General features: G+C 41.0%; 17 protein-coding genes and 5 tRNA genes. 21 read left to right on the top strand and 1 reads right to left on the bottom strand.

Annotated features, from left to right (window positions below):
- Positions 1–21 precede the first annotated feature (21 nt).
- Positions 22–1182, bottom strand: a complete 1161-nt coding sequence (gene argE / locus H4J59_RS06640) for an acetylornithine deacetylase (protein WP_182237881.1) — start codon at positions 1180–1182, stop codon at positions 22–24.
- Positions 1183–1495: 313 nt separating this feature from the next.
- Here argE and argC point away from each other — a divergent pair, with 313 nt between their 5' ends.
- From argC to rplL, 21 genes are all read left to right on the top strand, one after another.
- Complete coding sequence (argC, locus tag H4J59_RS06635; protein ID WP_182237879.1) at positions 1496–2533, top strand: N-acetyl-gamma-glutamyl-phosphate reductase; 1038 nt, start codon at positions 1496–1498, stop codon at positions 2531–2533.
- The gene (gene argB / locus H4J59_RS06630; RefSeq protein WP_182237877.1) at positions 2533–3324 is read left to right on the top strand and encodes an acetylglutamate kinase; all 792 of its coding nucleotides are present in this window, start codon (positions 2533–2535) and stop codon (positions 3322–3324) included. Before argC ends, argB begins: the two co-directional genes overlap by 1 nt.
- A gap of 68 nt (positions 3325–3392) precedes the next feature.
- On the top strand, positions 3393–4307 hold the full coding sequence (locus H4J59_RS06625; protein WP_182237875.1) for an ornithine carbamoyltransferase: 915 nt from the start codon (positions 3393–3395) through the stop codon (positions 4305–4307).
- Positions 4308–4417: 110 nt separating this feature from the next.
- On the top strand, positions 4418–5662 hold the full coding sequence (locus H4J59_RS06620) for an argininosuccinate synthase (RefSeq protein ID WP_182137214.1): 1245 nt from the start codon (positions 4418–4420) through the stop codon (positions 5660–5662).
- Positions 5663–5680: 18 nt separating this feature from the next.
- Complete coding sequence (argH, locus tag H4J59_RS06615; protein ID WP_182237873.1) at positions 5681–7642, top strand: argininosuccinate lyase; 1962 nt, start codon at positions 5681–5683, stop codon at positions 7640–7642.
- Between the two features lie 130 nt (positions 7643–7772).
- On the top strand, positions 7773–9080 hold the full coding sequence (gene argA, locus H4J59_RS06610) for an amino-acid N-acetyltransferase (RefSeq protein WP_182237871.1): 1308 nt from the start codon (positions 7773–7775) through the stop codon (positions 9078–9080).
- 250 nt (positions 9081–9330) lie between these two features.
- On the top strand, positions 9331–10365 hold the full coding sequence (murB, locus tag H4J59_RS06605; RefSeq protein WP_182237869.1) for a UDP-N-acetylmuramate dehydrogenase: 1035 nt from the start codon (positions 9331–9333) through the stop codon (positions 10363–10365).
- Positions 10362–11336, top strand: a complete 975-nt coding sequence (gene birA / locus H4J59_RS06600; protein ID WP_182237867.1) for a bifunctional biotin--[acetyl-CoA-carboxylase] ligase/biotin operon repressor BirA — start codon at positions 10362–10364, stop codon at positions 11334–11336. Before murB ends, birA begins: the two co-directional genes overlap by 4 nt.
- The gene (locus H4J59_RS06595) at positions 11333–12067 is read left to right on the top strand and encodes a type III pantothenate kinase (protein WP_182237865.1); all 735 of its coding nucleotides are present in this window, start codon (positions 11333–11335) and stop codon (positions 12065–12067) included. Before birA ends, H4J59_RS06595 begins: the two co-directional genes overlap by 4 nt.
- 134 nt (positions 12068–12201) lie before the next feature.
- Positions 12202–12277: transfer RNA gene (locus H4J59_RS06590), tRNA-Thr, on the top strand.
- Positions 12278–12311: 34 nt separating this feature from the next.
- Positions 12312–12396 (top strand) — tRNA-Tyr (locus H4J59_RS06585).
- A 29-nt stretch (positions 12397–12425) separates the two neighbouring features.
- Positions 12426–12500, top strand: a tRNA-Gly gene (locus H4J59_RS06580).
- A gap of 16 nt (positions 12501–12516) precedes the next feature.
- Positions 12517–12592, top strand: a tRNA-Thr gene (locus H4J59_RS06575).
- 77 nt (positions 12593–12669) lie between these two features.
- Positions 12670–13854, top strand: a complete 1185-nt coding sequence (gene tuf, locus H4J59_RS06570; RefSeq protein WP_146877790.1) for an elongation factor Tu — start codon at positions 12670–12672, stop codon at positions 13852–13854.
- A 549-nt stretch (positions 13855–14403) separates the two neighbouring features.
- Positions 14404–14480: transfer RNA gene (locus H4J59_RS06565), tRNA-Trp, on the top strand.
- A 108-nt stretch (positions 14481–14588) separates the two neighbouring features.
- A complete protein-coding gene (gene secE, locus H4J59_RS06560; protein ID WP_182137224.1) occupies positions 14589–14972 on the top strand; it encodes a preprotein translocase subunit SecE in 384 nt (127 codons plus the stop codon).
- 9 nt (positions 14973–14981) lie between these two features.
- Positions 14982–15560, top strand: a complete 579-nt coding sequence (nusG, locus tag H4J59_RS06555; protein ID WP_182192308.1) for a transcription termination/antitermination protein NusG — start codon at positions 14982–14984, stop codon at positions 15558–15560.
- Positions 15561–16023: 463 nt separating this feature from the next.
- Positions 16024–16452 (top strand): 50S ribosomal protein L11, encoded by a 429-nt coding sequence (rplK, locus tag H4J59_RS06550; RefSeq protein WP_182237863.1) that lies wholly within the window; start codon positions 16024–16026, stop codon positions 16450–16452.
- Positions 16453–16454: 2 nt separating this feature from the next.
- Positions 16455–17150: a 50S ribosomal protein L1 gene (rplA, locus tag H4J59_RS06545; RefSeq protein ID WP_182192306.1), complete on the top strand. Its 696-nt coding sequence runs from the start codon at positions 16455–16457 to the stop codon at positions 17148–17150.
- Between the two features lie 311 nt (positions 17151–17461).
- Entirely contained in the window at positions 17462–17956 is a 495-nt protein-coding gene (gene rplJ / locus H4J59_RS06540) for a 50S ribosomal protein L10 (protein ID WP_182192305.1), read from the top strand.
- 112 nt (positions 17957–18068) lie between these two features.
- The gene (rplL, locus tag H4J59_RS06535) at positions 18069–18431 is read left to right on the top strand and encodes a 50S ribosomal protein L7/L12 (RefSeq protein ID WP_146877795.1); all 363 of its coding nucleotides are present in this window, start codon (positions 18069–18071) and stop codon (positions 18429–18431) included.
- Positions 18432–18500 lie beyond the last annotated feature (69 nt).

Genomic DNA, 18500 nt, shown 5'->3' with positions numbered 1-18500 from the left:
ACGCAGTAAAAATACTAAAACTTAAAAACAATAATGATGAATGAGTTTAGTCAGTAATAGCTCAGTTTTTGTAATTTCACTATGGGCTAAATACTCATTAGGTTGATGTGCCTGATCAATCGAGCCGGGGCCCATCACAATAGTTTGGCAACCCAATTGTTGAATAAATGGTGCTTCTGTTGCGTAATTTACCGCACAACAATGATGACCAGAAAGTTTTTCAGCCGTAAGTACTAATTCACTTTCAGGGGGTTGCTGAAAACTCGGTGAACTAGGGTCAAGCTCGTCTATGCTGAGTCGACCAGGATATTTTTCCGCAATGGGCTGTAAAGCCTTTGCTAACCAAGCCACTAGTTCTTCATCTTTCATACCCGGTAAAGAGCGCATATCAATATCAAGCTCACAATGGCCACAAATTCGATTTGCATTGTCACCGCCTCTAATAGCCCCTAAATTCATCGTAGGTGTTTGAACATCAAAAGCTTCATTTTGATAGCTTAGGCTGAGTTTTTCTCTGAGTTTGAATAATTCACTAATCACTTGATGCATTATTTCAATCGCATTAATGCCGCTTGCCGGTTTACTTGAATGTCCAGCCTGACCTTTAATGCTAATTTTATGAGACATATGGCCTTTGTGCATTACCACAGGCACTAAATTTGTTGGTTCACCTATAATGGCAACGTCAGGTTTTATTATTTCACTGTTAGCAAAAAATCGCGCGCCAGCCATGGTGGTTTCTTCGTCGGCAGTGGCTAAAATGTATAATGGCTTGTTTAATTTTTTAAGATCAATATGTTGGCAAGCTTGCAAAATAAAGGCAAAAAAACCTTTCATGTCGCAGCTACCAAGACCAAAAAGTTTATTATCGTTATCGGTGATCTTTAACGGATCGGATAACCAGCTATTTTCATCAAAAGGTACAGTGTCGCTGTGGCCTGCGAGTAATAGGCCCCCTGTACCAGTGCCTAATTTAGCCAACATATTAAACTTACCTTTAGCGTGTGGAACCGCTTGAATAGTGACAGTAAAGCCTAAGGTTTCAAACCAAGCTGACAGTAAATTTATTACCCCTTCATTACTTTGATCCCAGCTCGCCTGCGAAGAACTAATACTGGGTTGTGCTATTAATTGGCTAATGGCTTGGGTAAAGTTGGGGAGTTTTTTATTGAGCTTTTTCATGATATTTAAGCACCTAAAATTATTCAGTGGGTATTTATGCTAATTTGTTGCATAACTATTTATATGGTGGTATTTTAGCAACTTAATGTAAAGAGCATAATTAACCACACTATGAAAATGTTTGTAATGTATTCAACTAAGCTACAACAATAGCGTCAAATATTAGTTTTGGTCAGTCTTGATTCTCTAGATAATGATATGTTTTTGTTCATAAAGCGAGATAATAATTGCTTAAAGTTGAATAGAATTGCAAAATTTACGCGTAAATAGTACCGTGAGTTTTAGTTCCTAATCGTAAAAAAATGGTAAGTAAATGAACGTCGTAGTTATTGGTGCAAGTGGGTATGTGGGTGCTGAATTAATTGGCTTGTTAACGCAGCATAATAAAATATCAATTCAACATTTATTAGTGTCTGAAAATGGTACCTCTAGTGGTCAAAAATTTTCACAATTACATGCTCGTTGGCAAGGTATATGTGATTTGCCGCTAGAGCCTTTTTCTCCACTATGGTTTGAGCAACATATCATTGCCTCTAAACACAAGATTGATGCGGTATTTTTTGCCACACCCCATGAGTTTAGTGCGCAATGGGCCCAAGCCTTTATTGACGAAGATGTTAAAGTGTTCGACTTATCGGGTGGTTTTCGTTTAAAAGACGTTAAGCAATATCCCGTGCATTATGGTTTTGAACATCAAGCGTTAAACGCACTACAACAGGCTCAATATGGTTTAGCCGAATGGCAAGCCGCCGAGATTGCTACCAGCAATTTAATTGCTGTGCCAGGGTGTTATCCGACCGCGAGTTTATTAGCGTTAAAGCCCATCACCAGCAATGATCTCCATCAAGAAAATTCATTAATTGTGGTTAATGGGATTAGTGGCGTAACGGGGGCCGGTCGTACAGCGTCATTAGCGACAAGTTTTTGTGAAGTGAGTTTAACCCCGTACAATATTTTGCAGCACAGGCATCAGCCAGAAATTAGTCAAGAAGCTAACGTTGAGGTGATTTTTAATCCACATTTAGCCCCTTACAAACGCGGACTATTAGTGACGGCGACCTTAAAGCTAAAAACTAGGGTTACTAGTCAACAAGTTGACAGTGCCTTTACAAAAGCCTATCAAGACACGCCATTAGTGAGAATAGTAAACACTTGGCCTAAAATAGACAATGTGGCCCATAGCCCATTTGCTGATGTGCATTGGTTAGTTGATGAAGAAAAACAGGTGGTGGTGGTGAGCTGCGCTATTGACAATTTGTTAAAAGGAGCGGCTTCACAAGCCATACAATGTGCCAATATTAGTTTGGGCTTACCAAGTGAATATAGCTTATTAACCGCAGGGAATTACTGATGAAGAAGCCTGTTGTGATCAAAATTGGCGGCGCTATTTTAGATGGCTACAATCAAGGCAACACTTCTGCCTTAGTTGCGTTGTTAACCGTAATTGCCAGTTTAAAAGATCAACCTGTAGTTATCGTTCACGGTGGTGGCTGTGTGGTTGATGAAATGCTTGCTCAAGCAGGTTTTGTTACGGAAAAAAAACACGGTTTACGAGTGACACCCAAAGAGCAAATGCCTATTATTAGTGGTGCGCTAGCCGGTAATGTTAATAAAGCTATTGTGGCCAGTGCAGCGAGTTTAAAACTGCCCGCTGTTGGTTTGTCACTTACCGACGGTCAAATGGTGCAGTGCCAATTAAGCCCTCTAGCATTAGGCCAAGTCGGTGTACCTCAACCTTTTAGTAGCGCGTTATTAGATACACTACTAAAAGCAAAATTTTTACCTATTGTTTCATCCATTGGTGCTTTAGATAATGGTGAGTTAGTCAATGTAAATGCTGATGATGCCGCGGTAGTGATATGTCAGTTGCTTAATGCTGAATTATTGCTGTTGACCGATGTTAATGGCGTTAAAGGGGCAACGGGCGAGTATTTAAGCTCATTGAATGCTCAGCAAGCAGAACAACTTATTACCAGTGGCGTTATTGCCGGAGGCATGACCGCTAAAGTAAACGCAGCATTGCGAGCGGCGAATCAGCTACGACGAAGTATCGCGGTTGCTAGTTGGCAATCACCTGAGCAAATTGTCGATTTGCTCAACGGCGACAGTGTCGGCACTCGTATACAGCCTAATGGTTGTTAGTTTCATATAAGCCATTTTAATTGTCATAAGACAAGTTGTTAACCGGTTTCGCACAGGATTAAAGATTGATGAATTTACAACACTTCTTAGCTGATGATCAGCTAAATAAAGCACAAATACTCGACTTAATTACCTTAGCACGTGATATAAAACAGCAACCTGAAAATTACTCTCAGGCCTTGGCGGGTAAATCAGTTGCCATGATTTTTGAAAAACCCTCGCTAAGAACCCATGTTAGTTTTGATATTGGCATTAATAAATTAGGGGGTCATGCTCTGTATTTAGGCCAACAAAATGGTAAATTAGGTGAACGTGAGCGAGTTAGCGATTATGCTAAGAACCTTTCTTGTTATGCCGATGCTATTGTTGCACGAGTTTTTAGCAACAGCTCGATAGAACAACTGGCCCAGCATGGCAGTGTACCTGTGATTAATGCCTTGTGTGATGTGTATCATCCATGCCAAGCATTGGCTGACTTTGTGACTTTAGCAGAAAATTTTTCTGATCTGAGCAAAATAAAACTTGCTTACATTGGTGACGCAAATAATGTCTCTAATTCATTAATGCTAATGGCAGCAATCGTCGGGGTTGATTTTACTTTAGTTTGCCCAGTAGGGCATGGTCCTGATGAACAAATGTATAATAAAGCCGTGAGTTTTAGTGCAGCATCAGGGACTAAGTTATCTTTAACCCAGGATATAGCTGAATTAGGACAACAAGATGCTATTTACACTGACACTTGGATATCTATGGGTGATAATACCAATGTTGCTGATATTTTAGCGACCTTTAAACCGTATCAAGTGAATCATCAAGTGATGGCAAACGCAGGGGCAAGTATTGTTATGCATTGTCAACCCGCGCACCTTGAAGAAGAAATTACTACTGAGTTGTTCGACAGTGAAATGTCAGTGGCTTTTCAGTCGGCTGAAAATCGCATGTGGGCACAAAATGCGGTGTTAGTCACTTTATTAGCGGATTGATCTCTGTTTTACTAAGCAGATGAGCAAATTAAATTTAAAAAACATTTCAAGCTAGCCAATGACTCGTTATTGGCTAGCTTGACAACAAAATATTGTTAAGGAATAAAATCATGGCTTTAGCCGCAAAAAAAGACATTAAAAAAGTAGTACTGGCCTATTCAGGTGGTTTAGATACCTCAGCTATCATTCCTTGGTTAAAAGAGAATTATCAAGGCTGTGAAGTGGTGGCATTTTGTGCTGATGTTGGTCAGGGCGAAGAAGAGCTTGTTGGCATTAAAGAAAAGGCCATCGCCTCGGGTGCTTCAGAATGTTATGTAGTTGACTTAAAAGAAGAATATGTTAAAGACTATATTTACCCTATCATTAAAACGGGTGCGGTTTATGAAGGCCAGTATTTATTAGGTACCTCAATGGCGCGTCCAGTGATCGCCAAAGCACATATTGAAATTGCCTTAAAAGTGGGTGCTGATGCGGTTTGTCATGGTTGTACCGGTAAAGGTAACGACCAAGTGCGCTTCGAAGCTTGTTTTGCTGCCTTAGCACCACAACTCACCGTTATTGCCCCTTGGCGTGAGTGGGACATGGTTTCACGTGAAGACCTATTAGATTATTTAGCTGAGCGTAATATCCCTTGTTCGGCTTCATTAACTAAAATTTATAGTCGTGACGCTAATGCTTGGCATATATCGCATGAAGGTGGCGAGTTAGAAGACCCTTGGTGTGAGCCTTCAAAAGAAGTGTGGACCATGACAGTTGACCCTATGGACGCACCGAACGAAGCAGGCAAGGTAATGCTCAGCTTTGATAAAGGTGAGTTAGTTGCCGTCGATGGCGAGCCCATGTCGGCTTATCAATCATTAATGTATTTAAACGAAAAAGCCGCTGCACATGGTGTTGGCCGTATCGACATTGTCGAAAACCGTTTAGTCGGTATGAAGTCTCGTGGTTGTTATGAAACTCCCGGCGGCACCGTTTTAATGGCCGCTTATAAAGGGCTAGAGTCATTAATACTAGACAAAGAGTCATTAAAGTATCGTGAATCTGTTGGTCATGAGTTCTCACATGTCATTTATGACGGTCGTTGGTTTACACCACTTGCGAAAGCACAACTTGCCTCTGCCGCTTCTTTTGCTGAAAAAGTTACTGGCGATGTCGTCGTCAAACTTTATAAAGGTATGGCACAAGTGACTCAACGTCGTTCACCCAACAGCTTATATTCAGAAGCGTTTGCCACTTTTGGCGCTGATGATGTTTATGACCAAAAACATGCGGAAGGTTTTATTCGTTTGTTTAGCTTATCCAGTAGAATTACCGCGCTTAAACAAGCAGACTCAGTAATTACTGCAAAAAAATAAAGGTAGAGGAATTTAGAAATGGCATTATGGGGTGGACGGTTTAAAGAGCAAGCCAGTGTGCAGTTTAAAAAGTTTAATGACTCTTTACCTGTTGATTATCGTTTGGCAGTACAAGACATTGTTGGGTCTATTGCCTGGGCAGAAGCATTAACTACGGTTAATGTCTTAAGCCAAGCAGAGTTTGAAGAATTAAAAGCGGCATTGTTAGCATTAAAAGCTTCAGTTGAAGAAAATCCAAAGCAAATTTTAGCGTCTGACGCGGAAGATATTCATAGTTGGGTGGAAATTAATCTCATCGAAAAAACTGGTGATTTAGGCAAGAAATTGCATACGGGTCGCAGTCGCAATGACCAAGTAGCCACTGATTTAAAACTTTGGTGTAAAGAAACTGGTAATGATTTACTTTATGCCTTAGTGAATTTGCAACAGGCAGTATTAGACCTGGCTGAACGTGAGCGTAATACCGTGTTGCCAGGCTACACCCATTTGCAACGCGCACAACCGATCACTTTTGGCCATTGGTGTTTGGCTTATGTTGAGATGTTTAACCGTGATATTGGTCGCCTAAAAGACGCCTTGTATCGCGCTGACACTTCACCCCTAGGCTCTGGTGCTTTAGCTGGCACAGCTTATCCAATTGATCGTGAAAAGTTGGCCCATAATCTTGGCTTTCGTAGTGCCACACTCAATAGCTTAGATGCAGTTTCAGATCGTGATCATGTGATTGAATTATTATCAACCGCCAGTATTAGCATGATGCATTTATCGCGTTTTGCAGAAGACTTGGTTTTTTACAATTCAGGTGAAGCCGGTTTTGTTGAAATGAGCGACTTAGTTAGCTCAGGTTCGTCATTAATGCCACAAAAGAAAAACCCAGACGCTTGTGAATTACTGCGCGGTAAAGCTGGGCGAGTGATGGGTTCACTCACCGGTATGATGATGACTATGAAAGCTTTACCACTGGCTTACAATAAAGACATGCAAGAAGATAAAGAGGGCTTATTTGATGCGCTTGATACTTGGCAAGAATGCATGCAGATGGCGGTATTAATTGCTGAAGGCTTAACGGTCAATCGTGCGCGTACTTTAGCGGCGGCTCAGCAAGGTTATGCCAACTCAACCGAGCTTGCTGACTACCTTGTTAGTAAAGATATTCCCTTTCGAGAAGCGCATCATATTGTTGGTGAAGTTGTATTGGCGGCTATTGATGCTGGACACGCCTTGGAAGATTTTTCAATTGCACAACTGCAAAAATTTAGCGACAGGATTGAACAAGATGTCTACCAACATTTATCAATTGAATCTTGTTTAGATAAGCGCGACGCTATCGGCGGCACTTCTCGTCAGCAAGTCGACAAAGCTTTAGCAGAAGTTCAGTCAGGCAATATTTTAGCTGACAACCAAGATACCTTAAATACTCAAGTTTTAGGTGCGCCAAGTAAAACACAAATTAACTTAACCTTAAAACAAGTAAAACAACGTTTAAATGCCCAGCGTGCAGCCGCTATGTCGGTGCGCAGAGCAAGAATGTCAGATATTGACAGTATCTCAGCTTTAGTCGATTACTGGGCCGAGCGCGGTGAAATACTGCCACGCAGTCGCGATAATATTATTCATGCGGTGCAAAATTTTGTTGTTGTTGAAGTTGACGGCGCGGTAGTCGGCTGTGCGTCACTGTATATTTACCAAACAGGTCTTGCCGAGATTCGTAGCCTAGTGATTGATAAAGCCGCTCATGGTCAAGGTCAAGGCCAAGCACTGGTACAATATTTATTAGAATTTGCTCATCAAATGCAACTACAAAAAATTATTGTGCTGACTTATATTCCAAGCTATTTCCAGCAGTTAGGTTTTAATTTGATTGATAAACATTCTTTAGCAGACAACATCATAGAAGACAGTGAGCAAAGCCCACATAAAAACCCTGAAGATGAAGTTGCCATGGAATATATTGTTAATCGTTGTGCTGAAAAAGTTTAGCCACTTTAATGTTTATACCCGTTCTAAGCTTGTACAGATTTACCCCTTGAAGTTGAGCGGGTATATATAAGTTATTCATAAGTTATATATACGTATTAAGATAAGCGATAGATATTAGTGATCAGATGTCATGAATAGTAATGAAGATAATGTAAAGTGGTTTAGAAATGCAGCGCCCTATATCAATGCCCATCGTGGTAAAACGTTTGTCTTGATGTTTGGTGGTGAGGCGATACAACACCCAAATTTTGCCAATATCATTCATGATATAGCTTTGTTAAGAAGCTTGGGTGTTAAGTTGGTTTTGGTGCATGGTGCGCGCGTGCAAATCGAAGAGCGACTCATTGCTCGTGCCCTACCGCAGCAAATTGAAGGTAATATACGGGTTACTGACGCAGAAACCTTGACGGCGGTAAAAGACGCAACCGGTTCGCTGCGTATTCATATTGAAGCCTTGTTAACCATGGGCTTAGTTAACTCACCTATGCATGGTGCGCAAATCCGGGTCAGTACCGGTAATTTTGTTATTGCTAAGCCTATTGGTGTGCGTGACGGCATTGACTTTAAGTATACTGGCTTGGTGCGTCGAATTGACGCTGAAGGTATTAATACCCAATTAAATTTTGGCTCAATAGTCTTGTTATCGCCTGTGGGTTACTCATCAACGGGTGAAGTGTTTAATTTAGCGTTAGAAGATGTGGCAGCAAAAACCGCGATAGCGTTAAAAGCAGACAAACTTATTACCTTAACTGAACAATCGGGGTTACTCGATAAACAGGGGGCCTTAATTCGAAGTTGTGGGGTAGCGACTGTTAGTGATTTACTTGCAGAACAAGAAAATCATGTTCAGCAGTTACTGTTACAAGCGATTATACAATGTGGTAAACAAGGGGTAGAGCGTTGTCATAGTGTAAGTTACGCTAGTGATAGCGCCTTATTACAGGAGCTGTTTACTCGTGACGGTGCAGGCACCTTGATTGCCAAAGACTATCAAGAGCAATTGTCAGCTGCCGGTATTGATGACGTTGGCGGCATAGTAGAATTAATCGCGCCACTGGAAGAAGAAGGTGTGCTGGTTAAACGCTCACGCGAGTTGCTTGAAATTGAAATCGACCGTTTTACGGTGATTAAAAAAGAAGATGTTATCATCGCTTGTGCGGCCCTTTACCCTTACCCAGAAGCAAGGACAGGTGAAATAGCCTGCTTAGTTATTCACCCAGATTATCGTGGTGGCAACCGGGGCATTCGTCTTATTCAAGCACTAGAGCAGGCGGCGAAAAGGCAGAATCTCACGTCAATTTTTGTCTTGACTACAGTTAGCGCACACTGGTTTATTGAGCAAGGCTACATCGAACAAGCCATTGAAAAGTTACCGGAAGGTAAGCAACAACTATATAATATTCAACGAAAATCTAAAGCCTTTACTAAAGCAATATAATACTTTATGGGTGTTTTTATCAAGTAATCGCTGGCTTTACTTGGTAAAACACCCGATTAATTATCAGCATTTCGTCACTAGCATTGCCATGCAGACAACAAATTTTCTGCTGCTTATCGAGCAATTACCCCACATTCAGTTTATAGCCAATGAATTAATAAATTAACCTTACTAGTATAACTAGGGTTAGCACTGTTTATGCGCAGGCTATTTTTGCGTACAATAAGGAAAATTTATTATAGTCACTGTTATGAAAACACGCGCTAACTTCCCTTTACAAGCATTAAACAGCTTAAATGTGCCAGCCGTCACCGACGAGATACTATCCCCGTCTACCGTTAAAGAGCTGTTTGAAATAAGCACGGATAAAGCGCTCAGGTCTTATATTCTTGGTGAAGGCACAAACACCTTATTCTGCCAAGCGCAGGCGCCAACCATTATCAAGCCCAGTTTAATGGGTATTGAGGTCACTGAAAATGATGAATATTTTCAGGTAAGTGCCGCTTGTGGTGAAAATTGGCATAACTTGGTTTTGTTTTGCATTAATCGCGCGATATACGGTTTAGAAAATCTGGCCCTAATCCCTGGCAGTGTGGGGGCCGCACCGGTACAAAATATCGGTGCTTATGGTATTGAGGTGAGTGATTTTATTGAACGGGTTACTTGGTTTGATTTTGCCACGAAAAAGTTGATAGATTATAGTAACGCCGCCTGTCAATTTAGCTATCGTAACAGTATTTTTAAACAAGCATTAAACGGCAAAGGTATTATTACCCAGGTGCATTTTTCATTGCCAAAAGCTTGGCAACCGGTTAACAGTTACCAAGGCTTAAGCGCCATTATTGCCCCTGTGACTCCGCAGGCTATTATGGCAAAAGTTATCCAGTTACGTCAGGCAAAATTACCTGAGCCTAAATTACTGCCTAATGCCGGCAGCTTTTTTAAAAATCCGCTGGTGAGTGAAGCTTTTTTTCATGCTTTACAGCAGCAGTATCCTAAGATGCCTTATTATCGACAACAAAGTGGTGAAATAAAGTTAGCCGCAGGTTGGCTGATTGAGCAAGCAGGTCTTAAAGGTTTTCGTGACGGGGGTGTGGGTGTGCACGAAAACCAAGCTTTAGTGATTATTAACTATGACAGTAAGCAGGGTGAGCATATTGTCGCCTTGTCCGTCTATATTCAGGAAACAATCATGGCCAAATTTAATCTGCAATTGATACCAGAAGTTAGATTTATTGGCGCTGATGGTGAGCTAAGTCATATCAACACAGGGTGTCAACAATGAAAGCAATTCGTGAGCAGTTGATTAAAAAATTGGTTAAAGGTGAGTTTTTGTCAGGGCAAGCTATAGGCGAAGAACTCGGCGTCAGTCGCGCGGCTATTTCAAAGCATATTAGTGCATTACAAGAAATGGGCTTTGATATTTTTAGTGTCACCGGCAAAGGCTATCGATTAGCCGAACCCATTGAACTGCTCAGCGAAAGTCTCATAGTGGCAGAATTGGCTGAACAAAATACTAGCGCCAAGGTAGAAGTTCATAACTTAATCGACTCAACTAATAGTTATTTAATGCGCCGTTTGCCAAACCAAAATGTTGTCGGGCAAGTGTGTATTGCTGAATATCAAAGTGCTGGTCGAGGACGAAGGGGGCGAAAATGGATTTCACCTTTTGGCTCACATATTTACTTGTCAATGTATTGGTATTTAGAGCAAGGTATGTCAGCAGCCATGGGGTTAAGCGTTGTGGCGGCACTGGCAGTGAGTGATGCAATAAAAGCACTTTATCAAGTGGATGTTGAATTGAAGTGGCCAAATGATATTTATTTCAATGGTGTTAAACTTGCCGGCATTTTAATTGATCTCGAAGGTCAAGCGATGGAGCCTTGCCATTGTGTTATTGGTATTGGCCTCAATATTAAAATGCCAGTCAAGAGTGCAGCATTAGTCGATCAACCCTGGATTGATTTGTCGAGCGCTATAGGTGTAGATATTGATCGAAACATGTTAGCAGCCAACATCATTGCAGCCTTGCATAGGCGGTTAAAAGTGCATAGCGAAACGGGCATCAATACTATGGTGACTCAGTGGCATGCACAAGACTTTTACTTTAACAAACCTGTCGCTTTGATTACGGGTGAGAAAGTCACTCGAGGTATTTGTCGCGGTATTAACGGCCAAGGAGCATTGATGTTGGAGGTTAATGGCCAAGTAAGTCCTGTGTATGGTGGTGAAGTTAGCCTAAGGGTTGGGTTATGAGGCTGTTAATTGATGTCGGTAATACCCAGGTAAAATATGTTTTTCAAGCATCGGATGTTTCTGCGCCACTTTCTGACATTGTTTATCTCAACTATCACGCTTTTAAAGTACAGTTATCGCAAGGTAAATTTTCACAGGTTAGCGAAGTAATTCTTGCTAACGTGCATGGTAGTGAAGTGCATGATGCGATCGAAAAGTGGGTAGCAGACTATAATATTGCTTTTGTACAAGTACAGAGTTCAGCACGCGCGTTTGGAGTATCCTCGTCTTATCAGCAGCCAGAAAGCCTAGGCGTTGATCGTTGGCTGGCTATGATAGGGGCGAAACAGCTTTATCCACAACAAAACTTACTTATTATCGACGCCGGCACTGCAACAACTGTTGATCTGTTAGCGGCGAATGGTCAGCATTTTGGTGGTTGGATCATGCCAGGTGTACAAACCCTATTTGATAGTTTATTAACCCGCACCACTAAAATTATCGCCACACCTAAAGTGACCGCAAGTATATCCTTTGGTCAGGATAGCTCAAATTGTTTGAACCATGGTAGTTGGGCTATGACCATAGGGGCGATTAAAGAAGCTATTATTCAAGCAAATAGTTCGTTAACACTCGACAAGGTGCTGATAACTGGTGGCAATGGTGAACAGATTGCAAAGCTAATGGCTGAGCACTGTCAACTTGAACCTAAGTTAGTTTTTCTGGGTTTAAGCTGTTTTCAAGTGAGTTAAGGTCAGTGTTTATAGTTAAAAATTTGTGATTGTGGGTAAAAAACCATCAAACGCATAAAAACATGCTTATTTTTTGCATTTTGCTGTTGCAAGCACGAAAACATTACTCTAGAATTCGCACCACTTAATGTAGTGCCGACTTAGCTCAGTTGGTAGAGCAACTGACTTGTAATCAGTAGGTCGCCAGTTCGACTCCGGCAGTCGGCACCATTAATACATTACTTGTAATGTGAAATAAAAATTTGGAGGGGTTCCCGAGTGGCCAAAGGGATCAGACTGTAAATCTGACGGCTCAGCCTTCGGTGGTTCGAATCCACCTCCCTCCACCATTTTAACAGAGATAATCTGATAGAATTTAGCGGGTGTCGTATACTGGCTATTACCTCAGCCTTCCAAGCTGATGAAGCGGGTTCGATTCCCGCCACCCGCTCCAGTCTTTATAGAGAAATGCTGATATGGCTCAGTTGGTAGAGCGCACCCTTGGTAAGGGTGAGGTCGGCAGTTCGAATCTGCCTATCAGCACCACTTCTTTAGGCCTTCTATAGATGAATCAATGTTGACTAAAAAATTAATAGATTTAATCTACCCAGAGGTACTTTAAGATGGCTAAAGCAAAATTTGAACGTTTAAAACCGCATGTTAACGTTGGTACTATCGGTCACGTCGATCACGGTAAAACAACTTTAACAGCCGCTATCTCTGCGGTATTAACTAAAGTTCACGGTGGTGAAGTTAAAGACTTCGCACAAATCGATAACGCTCCTGAAGAACGTGAACGTGGTATTACCATTAATACTTCTCACATTGAGTATGATACAGCTGCACGTCACTACGCGCACGTAGATTGTCCTGGTCACGCCGATTACATCAAAAACATGATCACCGGTGCTGCACAAATGGATGGCGCTATCTTAGTAGTTGCTGCTACAGATGGTCCTATGCCACAAACACGTGAGCACATCTTGTTATCACGTCAAGTTGGCGTACCTTTCATCATAGTATTCATGAACAAATGTGATGTTGTTGATGATGATGAATTATTAGAATTAGTAGAAATGGAAGTTCGTGAACTTCTTTCTGAATATGACTTTCCAGGTGATGATTTACCGGTAATTCAAGGTTCAGCACTTGGCGCTCTTCAAGGCGACGAGAAATGGGAAGCGAAAGTAATCGAACTTGCTGATGCATTAGATAACTACATTCCAGAGCCAGAGCGTGCAATTGATGGCGCATTCATCATGCCTATTGAAGATGTATTCTCAATCTCAGGTCGTGGTACGGTTGTAACAGGTCGTGTTGAACGCGGTATTGTTAAAATCGGCGACGCAGTTGAAGTTGTTGGTATTCGTGACACACAAACATCTACTTGTACAGGTGTTGAAATGTTCCGTAAGTTACTTGACGAAGGTCGTGCTGGCGAGAACTGTGGTGTTCTTCTTCGTGGTCTTAAGCGTGAAGACGTTGAACGTGGTCAAGTACTATGTAAGCCTGGTTCAATTTCTCCTCATACTAAGTTTGAGTCAGAAGTATATGTACTAAGCAAAGATGAAGGTGGTCGTCATACGCCATTCTTTAAAGGCTACCGTCCACAGTTTTACTTCCGTACAACGGATATTACTGGTGCAGTAGAGCTTCCTGAAGGTGTTGAAATGGTAATGCCAGGCGACAACTTGAAGTTTGTTGTAGAGCTTATCAACCCAGTAGCGATGGACGAAGGTTTACGCTTCGCTATCCGTGAAGGTGGTCGTACAGTTGGTGCTGGTGTTGTATCTAAAATTATCGCTTAATTTTAGAAGACATTAACACGATAAAAAAAGACGCTTAGGCGTCTTTTTTGTTTTATAGTTGAGCTATAGTGAAGTTGAAATAATACCAATTTCATTAAGTTATTGCCCACTTGTGCTGGTTAAAATACACCAAGTCTACGGTGCTCTCAATCACAATAGCCAGCTATTGCTCAATCAAGCGTCTTGCCCTGATGCATTTTCTCTGCGCACAACAAGATCACAAATTTAATGAAAGTGGTATAAGTCAATAGTTGCTAGCGTAGTATAGTAGTATCTGCTTTACTCTACCGGATCATTACTTGATTTTAGAACAGATTAATACAATAAAAAAGACGCTTAGGCGTCTTTTTTGCAGATTGTTGAGTGTCAATGCTATTTATAAAAGCCAATAAAACGGGTGAAAAAGTAAGGCTGATGCAGCATCTAGTTAAAACTCGAAAATAGTCCTTGAGTAAAATATTTTGATTAGTATAATAGCGCCTCACTTCTAGAGTCTCTCTTAATTCCCAAACAACTAAGAATCACTCGGTAAGTGTAAGTACAGATTGAAGGGGTATAGTTCCAATTGGTAGAACAGCGGTCTCCAAAACCGACGGTTGGGAGTTCGAATCTCTCTACCCCTGCCATTTTTGAGTAAAGTGCTTATTAATAAAATAATAGGTGCTTTAGATTTTAACTTCGATTTTATCGGGGTGCTTTGTCTTAGATTAGACATGTAATTACGGGTAGTAGATATGAATGCAAGTACTGAAGCTGAACCAAGTGGTTCATTTGATTTTTTAAAGTGGAGCGTAATCGTTTTACTTCTAGCTGGCGCTGTTTTTGGTAATTACATTTTTGCTGAACAATCAGTTCTTGTGCGCGCTATAGCGGTAGTTGCTGCTATTGTCATTGCAGGGCTTATTGCTATGCAAACAGTTAAAGGCCGTACAGCTGTAGCATTTGCTAAAGAGTCTCGCACTGAAGTACGCAAAGTGGTTTGGCCAACACGTCAAGAAGCCGTGCAAACAACGGGTATAGTATTAGTAGCAACATTAATTATGTCTTTATTGCTTTGGGGCTTAGATTCAGTTCTGTTCTGGGTAGTTGGATTAATTACTGGATTAAAAGTAGGTTAAGGTACCGTCATGACTGAAGAAATTACAATTACAGATACGCCTGAAAAAAATAACAATCCTAAATTACGTTGGTATGTAGTCCAAGCCTTCTCTGGCTATGAAGGCCGTGTGCAAAAAACATTACTTGAGCATATTGGTATTCATGGTTTAGAAGAAAAGTTTGGTGATATTCTTGTGCCAACTGAAGAAGTTATTGAGATGCGCGCCGGGCAAAAGCGTAAAAGTTCACGTAAATTTTTTCCAGGCTATGTTTTAGTTCATATGGAATTAGACGATGAATCATGGCATTTAGTTAAAAGTGTGCCGCGTGTGTTAGGTTTTATTGGTGGCACTAAAGAAAGACCAGCACCTATTTCACAAAAAGAGGCGGATCGAATTTTACAACGCCTTGAGGACACTGACAAACCTAAACCTAAAACATTGTTCGAACCAGGTGAAGTGGTACGGGTTATTGACGGTCCATTTGCTGACTTTAATGGTGTGGTTGAAGAACTTGATTACGAGAAAAATCGTATTAAAGTATCTGTGCTTATTTTTGGTCGTTCAACACCTGTTGATTTGGAATTTGGGCAAGTCGAAAAAGGCTAGCAATAAATATTCCCTAAAAAGCCAGAGTCTTCACTCTGGCTTTTTTATATCCTCTGATCTATTCCTTCTCCTGCAGTTCTTTTTTTGTTCCTGTGAATTATTTTATTATGTTTTTACAGGGAGGAAACAATGAGAAGGGAATGAGTAGAGACTTAAAAAATTTAAAGACTCCCTGATCTATACTTTCTCCTGTAGTCCTTCTTCTTTTCTTCCTGTGAATTATTTTATTATGTTTTTACAGGGAGAAAACAATGAGAAAGGAACGAAGACCCCCCCATTCTTTTAGTGATAGCGCTCCGTGGTCTTTTTTTATACAAATCAAGTATCATAGCTTGCACTATCACCTTGTAATAATATATAATCTGCTGCCGATTTTATCTGACGAAGAAAAAATCGATTTTTTGTTAACGGGGAGCTGTTTTTAATCATCAGCGTTTGAACCCATACTAAAGGTATTAAAACCATGGCTAAAAAAGTCACAGCTTTAATTAAGCTACAAGTTGCTGCTGGTGCAGCAAATCCGTCACCGCCAGTTGGTCCTGCACTAGGTCAACACGGTGTCAACATCATGGAATTTTGTAAAGCGTTTAACGCAAAAACTGATTCTTTGGAAAAAGGCGCTCCAGTACCAGTAGTTATTACTGTTTATGCTGATCGTTCTTTTACATTTGAAACAAAAACTCCACCCGCTGCTTATTTACTTCTAAAAGCTGCTGGTGTTAAGAGTGGTTCAGGTCGTCCTAACACTGATAAAGTTGGTACTGTTACTACAGCACAACTTGAAGAAATTGTTAAGATGAAAGAAACCGATCTTACTGCTAGTTCTTTGGAAGCTGCAGTGCGTACCATTGCGGGTTCTGCTCGTTCAATGGGTTTAGTGGTAGAGGATTAATTATGACTAAATTATCAAAACGCACTCGTCTTATCCGTGAAAAAGTAGACGTATTAAAAGAATATGACATCGCTGAAGCACTTTCTTTATTAAAAGAATTAGCTACTGCTAAATTTCGTGAAAGCGTAGATGTTGCCGTAAACCTTGGCATCGATGCTCGTAAATCAGATCAAAACGTACGTGGCGCGACTGTATTACCAAATGGTACAGGCCGTGACGTTCGTGTTGCTGTATTTACGCAAGGCGCTAACGCTGATAAAGCGAAAGAAGCCGGTGCTGACATCGTAGGTATGGAAGATTTAGCAGAACAAGTTAAAGCCGGTAACATGGACTTTGACGTTGTAATTGCTTCACCAGATGCTATGCGTGTTGTGGGTCAATTAGGTCAGATTTTAGGTCCACGTGGTCTAATGCCTAACCCGAAAGTTGGCACAGTTACACCTGACGTTGTTACTGCAATAAAGAACGCAAAAGCGGGTCAAGTCCGCTACCGCAATGACAAAAACGGTATCATCCATACTACAATTGGTAAGGCTGATTTCGACGATGCTAAATTGCAGGAAAACCTTGAGTCATTATTGGAAGCGCTTAAAAAAGCAAAACCAGCTAATGCTAAAGGCCAGTACATTAAGAAAATTTCTGTTTCAACTACTATGGGTGCCGGCGTTGCCGTTAACCAAGCTAGCTTGACGCTATAGTTTTCAATAAAGTGTCGGTAATCGATGCTTTACAGGGGTTAAATTGTAGACTATAATTTCGCCCCTTAAATTTTGGTAGGTGTTGTCTACTTAATTAGCGCAAATTAGCGTTAATTAACTTTAGACAACCCCGTCAAAGACCGTAGGAGCCGAGACGATTCTTCGTTGAAAGCTTAATTTTTCCTACGTAGATGGTGATTACCCAGTATTTCCTAATTCTGGTCCTCGCCGTAACGGCCTAAGCGAATCTTAGTTTGCTTAGGGATAGTAAATACCGGTTTTTTATTGCCGGTGAACCAGGAGTAAAGCCAATGGCTATCAATCTTGATAACAAAAAAGCAATAGTTGCTGAAGTTCAAGAAGCTGCTAATGGCGCTCAATCAGCTGTAATCGCGGATTCTCGCGGTGTTGCAGTTGAAGCAATAACGACTTTACGTAAAGAAGCTCGTGTAAACGGCGTATGGATGAAAGTTATCCGTAACACGTTAGCACGTCGTGCTTTACAAGGTACTGACTTTGAATGTGTTGTTGACACATTGGTTGGTCCATCGTTAATTGCATTCTCAAACGAGCATCCAGGTGCAGCAGCGCGTTTATTTACAGACTTTGCGAAGAAAAATCCATCGTTTGAATTAAAAGCCGCCGCATTTGAAGGTAATTCAGTAGACGTAAATATGTTAGCTAAGCTACCAACTTACGACGAAGCAATTGCCCGTTTAATGAGCGCAATGAAAGAAGCATCTGCAGGCAAATTGGTCCGCACGATTGCTGCAGTACGCGATCAGAAAGAACAAGAAGCTGCTTAATAATTGTTTATCTCTGCTATTACTTAAACATAAGCAGAGCACAATTTGCACTTTTTGTATTTATAGTTATTTATAACAGCCAACAGGTTGTTAATTGAACAGGAAATTTAAAATGTCTATTTCTAAAGACGATATCCTAAACGCAGTTGCTGAAATGTCAGTAATGGACGTTGTTGCACTTATTGAAGCAATGGAAGAAAAATTTGGCGTATCTGCATCAGCTGCTGTTGCCGCTGCTGGACCTGCTGAAGCTGTTGAAGAACAAACTGAATTTGATGTAGTTATGACTAGCTTCGGCGAGAAGAAAGTTGCTGTAATCAAAGCAGTTCGTGGCGCTACAGGTCTTGGCTTAAAAGAAGCTAAAGATTTAGTTGAGTCAGCTCCAAAAGCAATTAAAGAAGGCGTTGATAAAGCTGAAGCTGAAGCGCTTAAGAAAACTCTTGAAGAAGCAGGTGCTTCTGTTGAGATCAAATAGTCTGTTTTTAAACAGATTATTTGCCTGAAAAGGCAATGGCTGGTGATTTAAACGTCACCGGCCTTTTTG

It is taken from the genome of Colwellia sp. MB02u-10, assembly GCF_014077185.1.
In the GTDB taxonomy this organism is placed as follows: domain Bacteria; phylum Pseudomonadota; class Gammaproteobacteria; order Enterobacterales; family Alteromonadaceae; genus Cognaticolwellia.
Note: the sequence above shows the minus strand (reverse complement) of the source record. Positions and strands in the feature narration are given on the sequence as shown.

Coding starts and splice junctions, on each gene's coding strand:
- argE (WP_182237881.1), bottom strand. CDS start 1,182: ATGAAAAAGCTCAATAAAAAACTCCCCAACTTTACCCAAGCCATTAGC.
- argC (WP_182237879.1), top strand. CDS start 1,496: ATGAACGTCGTAGTTATTGGTGCAAGTGGGTATGTGGGTGCTGAATTA.
- argB (WP_182237877.1), top strand. CDS start 2,533: ATGAAGAAGCCTGTTGTGATCAAAATTGGCGGCGCTATTTTAGATGGC.
- H4J59_RS06625 (WP_182237875.1), top strand. CDS start 3,393: ATGAATTTACAACACTTCTTAGCTGATGATCAGCTAAATAAAGCACAA.
- H4J59_RS06620 (WP_182137214.1), top strand. CDS start 4,418: ATGGCTTTAGCCGCAAAAAAAGACATTAAAAAAGTAGTACTGGCCTAT.
- argH (WP_182237873.1), top strand. CDS start 5,681: ATGGCATTATGGGGTGGACGGTTTAAAGAGCAAGCCAGTGTGCAGTTT.
- argA (WP_182237871.1), top strand. CDS start 7,773: ATGAATAGTAATGAAGATAATGTAAAGTGGTTTAGAAATGCAGCGCCC.
- murB (WP_182237869.1), top strand. CDS start 9,331: ATGAAAACACGCGCTAACTTCCCTTTACAAGCATTAAACAGCTTAAAT.
- birA (WP_182237867.1), top strand. CDS start 10,362: ATGAAAGCAATTCGTGAGCAGTTGATTAAAAAATTGGTTAAAGGTGAG.
- H4J59_RS06595 (WP_182237865.1), top strand. CDS start 11,333: ATGAGGCTGTTAATTGATGTCGGTAATACCCAGGTAAAATATGTTTTT.
- tuf (WP_146877790.1), top strand. CDS start 12,670: ATGGCTAAAGCAAAATTTGAACGTTTAAAACCGCATGTTAACGTTGGT.
- secE (WP_182137224.1), top strand. CDS start 14,589: ATGAATGCAAGTACTGAAGCTGAACCAAGTGGTTCATTTGATTTTTTA.
- nusG (WP_182192308.1), top strand. CDS start 14,982: ATGACTGAAGAAATTACAATTACAGATACGCCTGAAAAAAATAACAAT.
- rplK (WP_182237863.1), top strand. CDS start 16,024: ATGGCTAAAAAAGTCACAGCTTTAATTAAGCTACAAGTTGCTGCTGGT.
- rplA (WP_182192306.1), top strand. CDS start 16,455: ATGACTAAATTATCAAAACGCACTCGTCTTATCCGTGAAAAAGTAGAC.
- rplJ (WP_182192305.1), top strand. CDS start 17,462: ATGGCTATCAATCTTGATAACAAAAAAGCAATAGTTGCTGAAGTTCAA.
- rplL (WP_146877795.1), top strand. CDS start 18,069: ATGTCTATTTCTAAAGACGATATCCTAAACGCAGTTGCTGAAATGTCA.